General features: G+C 67.4%; 12 protein-coding genes and 5 pseudogenes. 9 read left to right on the top strand and 8 right to left on the bottom strand.

The window, feature by feature from the left end; genetic code table 11:
- Positions 1-147 precede the first annotated feature (147 nt).
- Positions 148-1,079: pseudogene (locus ACFWUZ_RS35665) on the top strand (IS5 family transposase).
- Between the two features lie 151 nt (positions 1,080-1,230).
- Here ACFWUZ_RS35665 and ACFWUZ_RS35660 read toward each other — a convergent pair.
- Both ACFWUZ_RS35660 and ACFWUZ_RS35655 read right to left on the bottom strand, forming a co-directional pair.
- Entirely contained in the window at positions 1,231-1,656 is a 426-nt protein-coding gene (locus ACFWUZ_RS35660; RefSeq protein ID WP_384382184.1) for an SMP-30/gluconolactonase/LRE family protein, read from the bottom strand.
- Between the two features lie 879 nt (positions 1,657-2,535).
- Entirely contained in the window at positions 2,536-2,700 is a 165-nt protein-coding gene (locus ACFWUZ_RS35655) for a hypothetical protein (protein WP_384382178.1), read from the bottom strand.
- A 514-nt stretch (positions 2,701-3,214) separates the two neighbouring features.
- Between ACFWUZ_RS35655 and ACFWUZ_RS35650 the strand changes: the two genes are divergently transcribed.
- The 4 genes from ACFWUZ_RS35650 to ACFWUZ_RS35635 all read left to right on the top strand — a co-directional run bounded on the left by ACFWUZ_RS35650 (position 3,215) and on the right by ACFWUZ_RS35635 (position 7,631).
- On the top strand, positions 3,215-3,595 hold the full coding sequence (locus tag ACFWUZ_RS35650; protein ID WP_384382176.1) for a nuclear transport factor 2 family protein: 381 nt from the start codon (positions 3,215-3,217) through the stop codon (positions 3,593-3,595).
- Between the two features lie 402 nt (positions 3,596-3,997).
- On the top strand, positions 3,998-4,510 hold the full coding sequence (locus ACFWUZ_RS35645) for a hypothetical protein (protein ID WP_384382174.1): 513 nt from the start codon (positions 3,998-4,000) through the stop codon (positions 4,508-4,510).
- A 175-nt stretch (positions 4,511-4,685) separates the two neighbouring features.
- A complete protein-coding gene (locus ACFWUZ_RS35640; RefSeq protein ID WP_384382182.1) occupies positions 4,686-5,576 on the top strand; it encodes an aminoglycoside phosphotransferase family protein in 891 nt (296 codons plus the stop codon).
- A 1,590-nt stretch (positions 5,577-7,166) separates the two neighbouring features.
- A complete protein-coding gene (locus tag ACFWUZ_RS35635; protein WP_384382172.1) occupies positions 7,167-7,631 on the top strand; it encodes a hypothetical protein in 465 nt (154 codons plus the stop codon).
- 211 nt (positions 7,632-7,842) lie between these two features.
- Here ACFWUZ_RS35635 and ACFWUZ_RS35630 read toward each other — a convergent pair.
- Positions 7,843-8,642 (bottom strand): IS5 family transposase gene (locus tag ACFWUZ_RS35630; protein WP_384382180.1). Its coding sequence is split into 2 segments (ribosomal slippage): positions 7,843-8,303 and positions 8,303-8,642, totalling 801 coding nucleotides; the frame shifts between segments, so codons are not numbered across the junction.
- A 67-nt stretch (positions 8,643-8,709) separates the two neighbouring features.
- On the opposite strand from ACFWUZ_RS35630, the pseudogene ACFWUZ_RS35625 reads away from it, so the two are divergent.
- Positions 8,710-9,275 (top strand): annotated as a pseudogene (locus ACFWUZ_RS35625) (transposase family protein).
- Positions 9,276-9,343: 68 nt separating this feature from the next.
- Here the strand turns inward: ACFWUZ_RS35625 and ACFWUZ_RS35620 are convergent.
- Positions 9,344-9,775 (bottom strand): VOC family protein, encoded by a 432-nt coding sequence (locus ACFWUZ_RS35620; RefSeq protein WP_384382170.1) that lies wholly within the window; start codon positions 9,773-9,775, stop codon positions 9,344-9,346.
- 369 nt (positions 9,776-10,144) lie between these two features.
- Here ACFWUZ_RS35620 and ACFWUZ_RS35615 point away from each other — a divergent pair.
- The 3 genes and pseudogenes from ACFWUZ_RS35615 to ACFWUZ_RS35605 form a co-directional block, all read left to right on the top strand.
- Positions 10,145-10,267: pseudogene (locus ACFWUZ_RS35615) on the top strand (heavy metal transporter); the annotation flags it as partial.
- Positions 10,268-10,706: 439 nt separating this feature from the next.
- Positions 10,707-11,006, top strand: a complete 300-nt coding sequence (locus ACFWUZ_RS35610) for a hypothetical protein (RefSeq protein ID WP_384382168.1) — start codon at positions 10,707-10,709, stop codon at positions 11,004-11,006.
- A gap of 286 nt (positions 11,007-11,292) precedes the next feature.
- Positions 11,293-11,580 (top strand): annotated as a pseudogene (locus tag ACFWUZ_RS35605) (HNH endonuclease); the annotation flags it as partial.
- A 131-nt stretch (positions 11,581-11,711) separates the two neighbouring features.
- On the opposite strand, the gene ACFWUZ_RS35600 reads toward ACFWUZ_RS35605, so the two are convergent.
- From ACFWUZ_RS35600 to ACFWUZ_RS35585, 4 genes and pseudogenes are all read right to left on the bottom strand, one after another.
- Positions 11,712-11,891 carry a hypothetical protein gene (locus ACFWUZ_RS35600; protein WP_037893985.1) on the bottom strand — a complete coding sequence of 60 codons (180 nt, stop codon included), beginning with the start codon at positions 11,889-11,891 and terminating at the stop codon, positions 11,712-11,714.
- A gap of 559 nt (positions 11,892-12,450) precedes the next feature.
- Positions 12,451-12,702, bottom strand: coding sequence for a hypothetical protein (locus ACFWUZ_RS35595; RefSeq protein WP_384382166.1), 252 nt, complete (start codon positions 12,700-12,702; stop codon positions 12,451-12,453).
- Positions 12,703-13,339: 637 nt separating this feature from the next.
- Complete coding sequence (locus ACFWUZ_RS35590) at positions 13,340-13,732, bottom strand: hypothetical protein (RefSeq protein ID WP_384382164.1); 393 nt, start codon at positions 13,730-13,732, stop codon at positions 13,340-13,342.
- A gap of 154 nt (positions 13,733-13,886) precedes the next feature.
- Positions 13,887-14,129 (bottom strand): annotated as a pseudogene (locus ACFWUZ_RS35585) (IS5/IS1182 family transposase); the annotation flags it as partial.

Raw genomic sequence — 14,129 nt, 5'->3', positions numbered from 1 at the left:
CCGCCCACGCCCTCACATCACCAAGTACCCCACCCATAACCAGACCAACGACCAACCTGGCCACCAGTCACGCCAAACGCCGTTGCAGTACTAGGACTTGTCCGGTCGATCATGTGACTACTCCGTGCCCGAGTCGTTGATGTGGACATGGGGCGGGGTGATCTGAGCGATGCCGAGTGGGAACGGCTGCGACCGTTCCTGCCGGTCAGCAACAGGCGTTGTGGCAGGTGGCGGGACCACCGGCAGGTGATTGACGGGATTCTGCACCGGGTTCGGACCGGCGTGCAGTGGCGTGACCTGCGCGAACGGTTCGGGCCGTGGAAGACCGTCTACGAACGCCACCGAATGTGGTCGGGCGACGGGACGTGGGAGCGTCTGCTCCAGCAGGTCCAGTCCGCCGCCGACGCGGCAGGTGAAATCGACTGGGACATCTCGGTCGACTCCACCATCGTGCGAGCTCATCAGCACGCGGCTGGTGCCCGCACCGATCCGCCGCCGGCACCCGCCTCAAAGGGGGCCGAACTGACAGAACACCAGGGCGAGACCGCGTGGCAGAGCCTGCACGCCCGCCTGGTGGAGGTGGTGCGGGAGGTGAGGGCCTGGGCCGCTCGCGCGGCGGGTTCACCACCAAGCTCCACCTGAGCGCCGACGGCCGCTGCCGCCCGCTCTCTCTGGTCGTCACACCAGGTCAGCGGGCGGACTGCACCCAGTTCAAGCCTGTCCTGGAGAAGATCCGCGTTCCGAAGCCCGGCCCGGGCAGGCCCCGCAAGACGCCGGACAGCGTCGCGGCCGACAAGGCCTACAGCAACGGACCCTGCCGCCAGTACCTGCGAAGTCGCGGTGTCCGGCACACCATCCCCGAGAAGGCCGACAGCCAGGCCGCTCGCCTGCGCAAAGGCTCACGCGGCGGACGTCCACCGGGCTTCGACGAAGAGCGCTACAAGAAACGCAACACCATCGAACGGGCCATCAACGGGCTCAAACAGCACCGGGCAGTCGCCACCCGCTACGACAAACGCCGCTACGTCTACCTCGGCACCGCAACCGCCGCAGCCCTCATCATCTGGCTCCGAACATGATCGGCCGGACAAGTCCTAGACGGCTGGAGGCCGCAACTCGCGCGGCGATTGCCAGCCGGGACGCAGACCAGGCCACCGTGACCCGACCGTGAGCCCGCCGTCATGGTCGCCCTGCCCCATGCCGCCGACGTGGCCTTGCCCGAAGTCTTGTTCAGGGAGAGGGGTTGCGGCCGGGGACTGCTGGTGCGGGGATATGGACGATGCCGGGTCTGGGTGGCAGGCCGTCGAGGAACTCCTGCAGTGCGAAGTTCGCAATGTGGAGCGTGTCTCTCGCCGGGTTGCGGGTGTCTTTGGTGAACACCAGGCTGGAGGGGGTGTTCAGGACGCCGTCGGGCAGTTTCATGACGGGCACCGTGCCGTGGGGGCTGATCGTGGCGATCTCGTTCTGGGTGTTCACCGCGACATGCAGGGTTCCGTCCTCCGCGAGGGTGAGGCCGTCGGCACCCTTGAAGGCAGGGCCCGAGGCGACGATGCTCGCCTGGCCGGGCTGTCCCCACGGGTCGAGGGGGACCCGCATGATGTGTCCGCGGTCGAAGTTCCCGACGTACATGTTCTGGCCCGCGGCGTCGACGGCGATTCCGGTGCGCCGGGGTGTGAAGGGTCGGGAGCGAGCAGGGGCCCGTCAGCCAGATCGTCACCGCACCTTCGCTCTGACCGGCGCGCGGGGGCTCCACCTTGTAGACGCGGCCCAGGCGCGAGTCGGTGACCAAGAGATTCCCGGATGTATCGAACGCCAAGTCGTTGGGCATGCCAGCTGGGTCCAGCCGGGCATGGAGACGGACCTGTCCTGTGGGGGAGATACGCCAGACCCGTGCCGCATCGAGATCAGCCGACGTGGCACCGCTGACCGTATAGAGGTGACCGTCTGGGCCGTAGGCGACACCGAGCGCTCCGGCGAATCTCGGAGCAGTCACGTGGGGCAGGGGGAGAGCCGCCACCAACACGGGCCGGCGACTTCCCGTCGAAAGCCGCCACACATTCGCCCTTCCGGAGAAGTACAGATTCCCAGCACCGTCAGCCGTGATCGATTCAGGGAGCTGACCTTTCCCGGCATCCAAGGGGACGGTGACGATCCCTCTCGCGTCACCAGGCGCCGGCGGCCCGCAAACCGCCGGCGCCAGAAATACCCCACACAGCAGTCCCGCCACCATCCAGCCAGCCATACGCTCGGCTCCTCGCTCCTCCGCTCCTCCGCGTACAGGCGCGCGCAGTGTGCGCCCTGCGGTCCGTCCTGCGGAGCAGCGCTGCGCCTGGAGCGCGAGCTTCAGGTCCGGGTGGTCGAGAACGGACCCTCGCACCAGCAGCGGGTGCGCCCGGAGACGGATCCCGGGCTCGCCCGCATCGCTCGACAAGCTGTACCACCAACGCCTCCGAGCCAACCTGCCCGACGCACGCCCGGGGACATCCGGCACATGGACACCCCCACGGTGGCTGGATCACAGGCAGGCTGCCTGCGCTAGCGCGAGCGCCGCGCGGACCGCTTGACCGCCTGCTGCACCGCGGCCTGGGAGCCGTCGATGTCCCATCCCAGGTGGTACCGGCACACCGTGGCCATGGACGGCTGCAGCCGATCCACGACCTCCCGCAGCACGGGGTCGACGAGCTCCGACCCCCGTCTCAAAAGCTCCTCAGCGCCCGTCCGGGCCCCGGGCGCGCTCAGAAGCCGGTTCCATACATCGGTGTGCGTGTCATCGATTCTTCGCCCAGCCCCGGCGCCCCTCGCGGCCGCTCGGCCCCTACGCTCACCCAACGACATCGACGATCACGGGTCACCACCCACCAGCGTGATCAAGACACGGCTGCGGCCCGGCTGAACCAACGGAACCTGCCCGTCGATCGGCCCGGCCCGCTTTTCGTCCTCGTGCTCACACCTACTCGCCTGCCCGCACTACACGGCCGACCGCGCTGGCCCGTCCCTCCAGGCTCTACCTGGCGCGCTGTGCCTGGTAGGGCAGAGTGGTCCTCTTCTCCGTGGCCTGTGGCGACGCAGGCTCGGCTCGGCCGCCGCAGGTGGCTGGCCGGAGCCGGGCCCGCTTCGCTGACGCATGGGGCAGTTGCTCCTTCCTTGTCGGGGCCCGCCACCTGCTCGACGCACTCGCCGTGCCGTACATGGCGCCCGACCCTACGGTGGCACCATGAGCGACCCGGAGAAGAACAAGGCCACGGCGCAGGCTTTCTACGACCTGATGTTCAACCAGTGTCGCCCCGCCGAGGCCATCGACCAGTACGCCGGCGACACCTACACCCAGCACAATCCACACGTGGGCGACGGCAAGCAGCCGTTCATCGACTACTTCGAGCGAATGGCCGCCGAATACCCCGGCAAGCGGGTGGAGGTCAAGCGCGCCTTCGCCGACGGCGACCACGTGATCCTGCACTGCCACCAAACCTGGCCCGACGAGGAGTACGCCGGCATCGACATCTTCCGTTTCGACGCCGACGGCAAGATCGTCGAACATTGGGACGTCCTTCAGGTGATCCCACCCACCTCGAAGAACGACAACACCATGTTCTGACCCTCGCCCGGCACGCCGCAACGCAATGCCCGCGCTCTCGGGTCGGGCGGTGGCGGCCACAGCAGCCGGAGGTCGCCCCGTACCCGCCCGCACCACCGCCGGAGCGCCCCGAGGGACGGCAGAGGGGAACTCCTGCCAGCGCCGAGTCAGGGACTCCCGTAGCGCGCTGTAGTGCGCAGGACACCGCGATGACCTCCTCCAGAGAGGCCCGCGACTCGAGCCAGTCGTCTGCGGCGAACCCCAGATCAACCACCTGCCGCCGACTTCGAGGCGCTCGCTTCCCGCATGCGGGCTGCAGTTGGAGACCAGACAAGAACTCCTGCTCCCCAGCAGACGATTCCGGGGGTCCGCCTCTTGGGGGACCGGGCAGGAGTCCTGGCCGATGGCACCGTCCCGGACCCGGTGTACTTCGACAGTGGGTCGGGCGGGGGAAGGGAGGCGGTCTCGCAGTGGAGCGTCTACGACGGCCGACGGCCCCGCGTACCGAAGGCGGCCGCGCTGCGCGCGGTGTGCTCCTGCGACTGGTCCGGCCCTGAACACCTTCTGGACTGGGAAGCGATCGGCGACGAGAACCTTACGGAGGGCGCCGACGATCAGGCGGATGCCTGCGACCGTGACTGGGAGGGACACACCGCCCAGGTGGAAGCGGCCACCGTCTGCCTGCCGGAGACCGTCACCCCCCTGCTGGCGCAGCTGGAGGAGGAGATCGACAAGCTGACCAAGACCTCTCCGGTCGCGGCGGTGCGGGCGGCCCGCCGGCTGGAGGTGGTTGCCGAGCGGGTCGGCTACTGGGCAGCAGCCCGGCACACGACCAGCGACTTGGACGCTGCGCAGGCCGCCGTGCACCTCGTTCTTGACGAGGACGCCGTACGCAGGCTGATGGCCCCCTTCGGCCGCTGGAGCCTGTACCGCTGACCCGGACGCTCTCGGACGGGTCAGCGGCCCACCCGGGCCGACGTGCGAAGGAGGGTGGTCGAAAATCTCAGTTGATCTGGCTCCTGGCGTCTGAATACTGGGTGTCGTCTCAGTTGATCTGGTCTGCTTCCGGCGTTTCGAGTTGGACTTGTGGGCGAGCTTGGGAGAGGTGACCATGCACGATGACCAAGTGGACGTGACCGCCGAAATCGTTGCGACCCTGATCCGAGAACAGTTCCCTCAGTGGAGGGGCAAGGCGATCCAACGCGTGTCGTCGGTCGGGACGGTCAACGCCATCTTCCGCATCGGGAACGACCTCTCTGCGCGTTTTCCACTGCGTCTGGCCGATGCTGCAGAGGCGCTGGCGGTTCTGGAACGGGAAGCGCAGGCGAGCGCGGAGTTGGCGCAGGTGTCTCGGTTCCCCGCGCCGGAACCCGTCGCCTTGGGAAAGCCTGGAGCGGGTTACCCCATGCCGTGGTCGGTCCAGACATGGCTGCCGGGAACGGTCGCCTTTGATGCCGACCCGAGTGGGTCGGAGGCTTTTGCCGAGGACCTTGCGGCCTTCATCGCAGCCCTGCGGGACGCCGAGACGAGGGGGCGGCTTTTCAGCGGCGAAAGTCGTGGCGGCGTTCTCGCTCACCACGACGATTGGATTGCGAAGTGCTTCGAGGAGAGCAAGGGGCTGCTCGACGTGGACCGGCTGCACCAAGTGTGGAGCCACTTTCGGGAGTTGCCACGCACGGGTGCCGACGTGATGAGCCACGGTGACTTGATTCCAGGCAATGTACTGGTCGCGGGAGGCCGACTCAGCGGCGTGCTCGACACCGGCGGCTTCGGTCCGGCCGACCCCGCGCTGGATCTGGTCAGTGCCTGGCACCTGTTGCAGCCAGGCCCGCGGGAAGTGCTCAAGCGGACACTGGCCTGTGACGATCTGGAGTGGGAGCGCGGCAAGGCATGGGCGTTCGAACAGGCGATGGGTGTGGTCTGGTACTACGTCGAGAGCAATCCGACGATGAGCAGAATGGGGCGCCGGACACTCGACCGCATTCTGGAGTCGATGGAGTGATGACAGATCTCTTCAAACAACCTGGCGAACCAGATGGTCTGAGACAACGAGCAAATCAGACCCGCCCAACTGAGACAGAGACCAGATCACCAGAGATGGGACACCAGCAGAGGTGGTAGGTGAAACTTCTGCGAGCGCTGACCTGTGCCGGCGAAGCAGGGACGGTTGTCAACCAAGTTGGGACGACGCAGATCTGTGACATCGACGTTGGTATCAGCCCAGGTAGGCGCGCCGACGATGATGGCACCCGAAGCGGGGCTACGTCATACTGCGCGGACGATACGCCGGACGAGCGGAGGAGCCGGTGCGGCGGCGCCGAGAACGTTGCTCGGCGCAGGGGGATAGGCGCTGTTCCGGGAGCGGGCGTGGTGGGAGACTGCGGCGGTGTCGGGATTCGCGAGGATACGAAGTATGACGGCGACCGTCTCGTGTACCCCCTGGGTTCCCGCCGGTCGGTGATCGCACAGCAGGGATCCGACCAGGGGTTTCGCAGTCACCGGCCCGCGCTTCGACGTTGAGATCATGATGGTTTTTCGGGAGTCCTGAAGAACTGTCATGATCCGTTCGGTCAGGCCACGCCTCCGCGCCCCACCGACCTGGGACAACACGGTGTATTCGAGGATGGAAGCTCACGCGACCCCACGGGATATCGCACAGCGAGGCGACAGAAGGCGAGCATCGCCGAGGATGGATCATCCCGGACTGGGGATTTGCGGCCCAAAATTGACGGATCAGCCTATTTAAAGACATTTGATCATTCTTCAGAGTGCGCAGTGCGTCGTACTACCTACGTTGAGGGCTGTCAGGCGGAGAATCTCTCCACCTGCACAAACCGATGGAAGTACCTCATGCGCTCCCTGCGCACAACGGCCATTGCCCGGACCCTCCTGATCGCCGCGATCGCCGTCGCCGGCCTCGTCGTGACTCCCGCCTTCGCCTCCGCCCAGCCCGGTGCGGGCAGCGCCCGGGCTCACAACGCCGCCGGGGCCCCCGGCAGTAACGGCGCCAACGGCGTCGGGATCCTCGGCGGTATCGGCGGTATCGGCGGTATCGGCGGTATCGGCGGCATCGGCAGTACCGGTGGGGCCGCGGGAGCCAACGGCAACGGACAACGCCACCGGCATCGCGAGCGTCGGTGGGGCCGGAGGTACGGGCGGCGCCGCCATTCCGGTGTGCCCGGGCAAGCCCGGCGGCAACGGCACCGCCGCCACGATGTTCGCGAAAGGCACCACCGGCGCTGCCGGCAACACCACGTGAGCGGATCGCCGCACCAGGACAGGAAGCACCGGTCCACGACGCCGCCCCCCGTGCCTCCTGATCGGTGACGGTAGGTCAGGTGAGTGCGGGACCCGGATATGCGCCCGGCTGGGACTTCTCAGCCGGGCGCTTGTCCGTCGTAAGCGGCCCGCAGCGGCTACCCCGCGGAGAGGTCCGGGCGCGCACCAGACGGGCCCGGTCTCGGTGGTGGCGTCGCGGTGAATCCGGTGGAGATTTCGTGAAACGTCGGACGTGCGGTCCGCGGGGAGCGGAGCGTACCGGGCATGGCCTGGGCACACCGGGTCAACGGCATCTGATCATCAGGAGATGCGAATGAAGTGGCTGAAGAAGCGGTTACGTAAACCACAGGTGCTGGGCGTCGGCGTCATGGCGCTGCTGCTCGGTCTCGTTGCCTCCCCCACCGCGCAGGCGGCCCCCGCGGCCGAGCAGTGCAGCGGAAGCTGGGACGGCAAGACGTACTGGGCCAAGAATCCGGCGGGGCGCAACGGGGGCGGCTACGCGCGCACCTACTGGAACGGTTCGACCAAGAAGAACTGCGTGAAGTTCTGGTCCAGTCCCTACGACGGCCTCGCCTCGCACATCACCCTGGTGCTCTTCGACGAGGGCGGCGACTACTCCATCGACCCGCCCAAGGAGCATCCGGAGAACCTGCGCTACTACGCCGGACCGTTGTACACCTGGTTCAACTCGACGGGGCAATGCATCCGGGTGAGCGGCTCGCTGGTCCGGGGCGGAGTGAAATACAACCTCAACACCGGACCGATCCGGTGCGGCTGATCCGTCGCCTCCGGCCGTAGGGTCCGACAGCGCCGCCGAGCCGGGGGCGTTGTACCGGCGGTCGGCCCGTACCGTACGCCGGCGGCATGCGCATGCGCCCCCCACTGAGGTGGACGCTCACCGAAGACCTGCGACCGGGGCACCGCGGATCCGGTGGCCGATGCGCTGGGTGTGCACGCTCGGCGAAGCCCGGGCCCTCCAAGAGGTCATCTCATTTGGCGAGTCTGCGGTAGCACATGAGGGTGCAGGCGATGCTGGTGAAGGCGAGGAAGTGTTCGGCTTGGCGTTCGTAGCGGCGGTGGAGTCGGCGGCAGCCGGCGAGCCAGGCCATGGTGCGTTCGATGGTCCAGCGGTGGCATCCGAGCCGCTGTGAGGACTCGGTGCCCTTGCGGGCGATGCGGTGCTTGATGCCGCGCTGGCGTAACCATCTCCGCAGGTGGGCGTAGTCGTAACCCTTGTCCGCGTGGAGCTTGGCGGGCTTGCGCCGTCGGCGTCCGCGGCGGGAGCGGATGGGCGGGATGCCACGCACGAGGGGTTCGAGTGCCTGGCTGTCGTGCAGGTTCGCCGCGGAAATTCCGACGGACAGGGGCAGACCGGTCCGCTCGGTGATCAAGTGGATCTTCGAGCCGAACTTGCCCCGGTCGACAGGATTCGGACCAGTCAGGTCCCCCTTTTCAGGGCCCGCATGTTGACGGAGTCGATCGCGCAGCGGGACCAGTCCAGCTCGCCGCGGGAGCCGAGCTCGTCGAGGACCAGGCGGTGGAGCTTGGCCCACACCCGGGCCTTGCTCCACTCGGAGAACCGCCGGTGGGCTGTCGCCCCCGACGGCCCGAACGAGGCCGCGGGCAGCTGCTGCCAGGTACAACCCGAGGTGGCGACGAACACAATCGCCGCCAGCACCTCCCGGTCACCATGCCGGCGCCGACCACCGCCCTGAGGCCGCGACGGCGCCTCCGGAACCACCCGCTGGAACAACACCCACAACTCATCCGGCACCAGCCGCTCAACAATCTCCGCCACAACCGACAGCCTACCCAACCACCCAAATGAGATGACCTCTAAGTGATCACGCCGTGCAATGATCTTGATCGCGTCAGGTGTGATCACGGCGTCGGAACCGTCCTGGACAGCCCCCGTTTACCGGGCTCAGCCCGCGCGTCTTCGGCAAGTTGGTGACCGCGCTTCGCCGTGAGGGCGCCAGCTCCCCGGGCCAGGGGCGGCCGTGGGGTCTGCCGCTGGAGGACCGGGTGCTGTTGGTAGTCGCTTACTGGCGCACGAACCTGACGATGCGCCAACTCGCGCCATCGTTTGGCAGCTCGAAGTCGGCGGCCGACCGCATCATCGACCAGCTCGGCCCGTTCATCGCATTCCAGCCTCGGCGCCGGTTCACCAAGGACACCGTGCTGGTAGTCGACGGCACCCTGGTGCCTACCCGCGACCACAGCATCGCTGAACAGTCAAAGAACTACCGGTACTCCAACCAACCACCAGGTCGTCATTGACGCGGATACCCGCCTGGTCGTTGTGGTCGGTGAGCCTTTGCCCGGCAATCGCAACGACTGCCGGGCATGGGAGGAGGGCGACGGCGTCCGACACACCATGCTCGGCATCGCCCGACTGCACAACCTCGCTCTCACGGGATAGTTTCTGCCGCATACGAGACCTGAGAGGTCCCCGGGAGACGGCTCCTCCCTCGCAGTCTCGGAGGAGAATCAGGCGAGGCAGAACTCGTTGCCCTCGATGTCCTGCATCGTGATGCACGACTCGTCGACGCCATCGGCGCGCTGCGTCAGCACGTGTTTCGCGCCGAGCGCCATCAGCCGTGCGCATTCGGCCTCGAGTGTGGCCAGGCGCTCGTCACCCACGAGCCCTGTCCCGACCCGCACATCAAGATGCACCCGGTTCTTGACGACCTTGCCTTCGGGAACTCGCTGGAAGAGCACGCGCGGGCCCACACCCGAGGGATCAGTGCACGCGAAGTAGACCTCGTCCTCAGGCGGCAGCGAGTGGTGGTACTCCTCCCACGTGGCAAAGCCCTCCGGGACTGTCGGTACGACGTACCCCAGCACCTCGCACCAGAAGGCGGCGAGGCGCGCAGGTTCCGCGCAGTCGAAGGTCACTTGGAACTGCTTGATCGTTGACATCGGCGCACGATAACAGGGGCCCTGCTCATCTCCCCGGGCGGGTGGATCCATACGTTGCCGGGAGGACGGCCCCTGCCATCCGCTGCTGTGTCGTGCGGTCACAGGGGTGAACCGAGGCCGACGCCTCTTCCAAAGGGTGGGACCCAGGATCCGATCTCGGCCGACCACTCTCGTGCCAGAGATCAGTTACGGGACAGCCCTTAGGCGCCACCACCTGATCGCCGGAGCAGCGAAAATAGCATCCGACGCAAGAAGCGGCGGCGTAGGCTGCGAAATCCCCGGACTCCCCGACCCGCTGGGATCGACACGGTTCCGGGACCGATCGTTCCCCAGCAGATCCACCACGCCAAAATTGTCGATGGAGTAGCGCATGAAAGAGGACTCCCTGGCCGTGCATCTCTCATCGCGCTCATGACCGCATTGCAGGAAAGTGGACTCCAGAACCTCAACCACGGCGACCGCGATTCACTCGGCCTATTCCAGCAGCGCCCCTGACAAGGATGGGGAACCCCGCCAGGCCGAAGGCGTCGCACGGAAAGCGGGCCTGAACCTGGACCGCCTCGGCGCGGGCACCGGGGAGCTCCCGGACTGGGCACAGCCGGCCGACCCCTCCGATGTGCCCCCTGGGGAGTGCCCATCAACGGAGGGCGACACCCCGGCCGGGGTGCCGTTCCATGATGCCGCGGCCGACTGGCCGAACGAGGTACGAAACCGCCGCTCCACAGCAGAAGCGATCGATTGGGCGAAAGCGCAGCCCGCCCTGAACCAAAAATCTGGACGCCGGTGGGGAGTGCCGGGGCGCAGTCCGAGGCCCCGTCGCTGTCCTGGGCGCTGGAGACCGTCCGCGCGATGGGGGCGGGGGCGATCCGGATGAGCCCGGAGGTCGACTACGGGGATCTGCCGGGACCTGCTGCGCGTTACGGGTGGTTCGGTGCTGACCGACGAGGCCCCAGAGTTCGCTCCGCCGGTCGACGACCCTGAGCTCTACCTTCACTTCCTGGTGACCAGGATGAGGCAGCGGCAGCTCAGCATGGCGGCTCTGGTCGCCGATGTCCGGGCCGAGGCCGTCCGGCGTGGCGCGCGACTGATTCGGACGCACTGCTGGGCCGGTGAGGACGGCCGCCTGGTGCGCGAGTATGAGGAGTTGGGCTTCACTGCGACGCTGGAGTTAGAGGTGTTGCCGTGGGACGGCACGTTCTGGCCGGGCCAGGTGTTGCAGACCCGGGTGTGAGCGGTCAGCCTTCCACCCTCACGTCGGTCCGCATCGCCCAACGCATCCTCAGCCAGTGTTCCGGGCGGCCAGCAGGAACTCGCGTGATCATTTCGAAGGACCAGCCTGGCGATATGCCCACCCCGTCACCTCGTGCTTCGACGAAGCCAGCTTTCACACGGGCAACAACGCCATCAGGACACTCCTGGCTGGGCCCCGCCACCGCACCATCGAGACGTCTGCTCGTGCTTCGCACCCATTGGGGCAGATCAGGAATACCGCACGGTTCGGATGACGCTCCCCGCCAGCTGGGGGCAAGGCGTGGACGCCAGCGCGTCGAGAGGCGTACGCGAACGACCAAGGACAGGCGGCCTCGCTGGTTGCGGTGACGACCCGCTCGAACCGCAGCAAGTCCGACCAGGACCCGGCCCAGTGGCCGCCGCCGTCGCCGGACGCGTTGTGCCAGTACGGCGCGGAGTGGACCGCAACCAAGCTCCGCTGGGGCCTGGCGATCGACGAGGCGGAGCGGGACAGGCTGCAGGACATGGCAGCCGATTGCGGCGGTACCGCGGTGGGGTTCACCCCGGCTGCGTAGTGCAGGACGGGCGATGCTGCTCGACCTGCTCTGAGCGCATCGGCGGCGCCCGGCGAGAGAGGTCCCCCGCCGGGTCCGTCGGAGCGCGCGGTCACCAGTGCCGGTGACAGCGGCGACGCTTCTCCCGATGCTCAGCGACGTCGGCTACGGGTCGCCCAGGTACCGCCGATGCCGGCCACGTGAAGAGCGAGCAGCATGAGGCCGAGGATCATGAAATTGCCGGACGAGAATACGTGGTTCGTCGAGATCTCCGCCGCGTTGATCAAGAAACTGATGAAGAACAGCACGGCGGCCGCAATGCCGAGCATCATGACTCCTTCCAGAAGGTGCCATCCGTATGCCCGGCAGCTCCGACTGCATGCAGGCTCGTTGCACCCTCGTCCCCGTGCTCGCCAGACCGTGACCGCTCCCGGCCCAACTGGTCACAAGGCTTACCCCAACATGCGCTCGAGGACAACGTGGATCGTCAGGGTGAACCGGGGCCGTGTGGTGCGGCTGGTGCCTTGAGCGTCCGATCGCTGCTGCTGCCGAGCCACAGCCCAAGACCAGATAGCGAAGGGACTGCTCCATGGGGGCCGCGGCGCGCACTCCGCGCTGACCGCGATGGCCGACTCCTTGCGAGATCGCAGACAGACCAGTCGTGTGCGGCCTGTTGGACGCCGACGGCACCGAGGCCGAGGCCTTTCGGAAATACCTGGTGATGGCCAGGTGCGTCCGTTTAGCGTGATTTGGTTGGCGTACGCCGGTGATGCACCTGGTGAACTGGAGAACCGATGGCTCTGCCCGCACGGCTCACCGCCGCTCTGGGACGGCACCCCGACGACCTCACCGAGGACAAGCGGCCACTTCAACGACCTTGACCGGAAGGTGTCACGCCCACTCCATGCCGATCGCGCGCAGCCCGTCCAATTGGTCCGCGGCGAGTTTGTCGCGTCGGGTTTTGGTGTTCGAGACCCAAACGCCGAGCTTCACGATCACCGGCTGCGTCTCGCCGTCGACCGTGATCTCCTCGCTGTGGCCGCGGGGTACAGGCCGGTGGGCGCCTTCCCGCTGGTGTGAATGCGTGAGGTGGTGGCACCGGATGGGCGGGTCAGCAAGGGCGGGAGGTCTGTCGCTGCTCATGCTGCGGAGCGACAGTGATCACGGCTGTCATAAGGGACCGAGCTGCTGTCGTCAGGCGCCTGTCGCGAGGATGGCTGGCTCTCATGGGCGTGCCTCTTCACACGCAGCTTCGGGGCGGTCCAGCCGAGTGTCTGCTCGATCATCCTGAAGAAGTGCTCGATGTCGAATCGCCGCAGGAAGGTCTGCGCCGCTCTCGACGCCGAGCTGCACGCCGCCCTGGCCGCTTTCGACGCTGCGGCCGCTCCGTGGCGTGAGGCCCTCGAGGACCTGGACGAAGACGTCCTCGCCGAGGCCGCCGCCGAAGCGCGGGCCTTCGGCGCCGGCCCGGCGGCCGCCGTCGACGAGCTGGTGTGCGGCCTGCTCGTGCAGTTGGCCGACTGGCAGCAGTCGATCGGCGAGCTGGTCCGCGCGCTCACCGCGGCAACTGAAGGCCGACCGCTACCCGGCTGGTCCACCGACGCCGGCCGCACCGAGGACATCGGGTGGCGCCAGGCCCACACCACGCTGCTCGAGGCCGTCGCACGCCACCACCACGCTCACCTGCTCGCCGCCATCGTCGAGCTCGGCGGTGAGCTGGAGCTCCCAGCTACCCGTAACGGGCGCTTCAGGGGCGCGGTCACTCCAGAAGGCTGCGCGGTCAGCGACGCCGGCCGCCGCCGATGCGGCGGTCGTCGGCCAGTGCGGTCAGCGGGCCGAACTCGCGGGCAAGCTGGTTCCACGTCAGAACCTCGCCACAGCGGGCCGGGAACTCCTTCGCATTGAACTCGGGCATGGTCCAGGTGCCAGTGTCCCGGTCCCGCAGCCACAGGTCCCCGTCACCGTCGACGACCGTCGGCGGGACCGGTACGGGCTCGGCCTGATCGGTGGGCTCCCAGGTGACCCGGCCCGGGTGGGAAACGCGGCGCAGCTCGGTGGTGGCCAGCCGCGCGGCCAAGTCACGGGTGGACTCTTCGGCGTCCTTGACCGACGCGAGTCGGAATGCGTCGTCAAGTACGGGCAGGGCTGGATTCTTGCTGCGCTTTGAACTCATACGCTGACTACCTCCGGTGGGGGGCGTCACATCCGTTATGGCACCCCGTAGAGGAACACGGTATCCGAGGCGGGAGCCGGCCGGCTACGACCACCGTCCAGGTGGAGGCGCTGGCACACCGGGCGGTGGGGCTAGGGCCTGTGTGATGTCGTGATCATTCGGTGGTCTTGATCAGGTCGTCGATCCAGATCATTGCGGCGCGCAGGTGGAGGCCGGCGAGGTAGCTGTCTGGGGTTTTGTCGTAGCGGGTGGCGATGCCTCGCCAGGCCTTCAGCTTGTTGATCAGGCGCTCGACCGTGTTCCGTTCCTTGTAGAGGTCGGCGTCGTGGCTGAAGGGTCGGCCGCCTCGTGTGCCCTTCTTCTTGCGGTTGGCGGCCTGGTCCCGCTTTTCCGGGAT

This window comes from Streptomyces sp. NPDC058646, assembly GCF_042716875.1.
Classification (GTDB): domain Bacteria; phylum Actinomycetota; class Actinomycetes; order Streptomycetales; family Streptomycetaceae; genus Streptomyces.
Note: the sequence above shows the minus strand (reverse complement) of the source record. Positions and strands in the feature narration are given on the sequence as shown.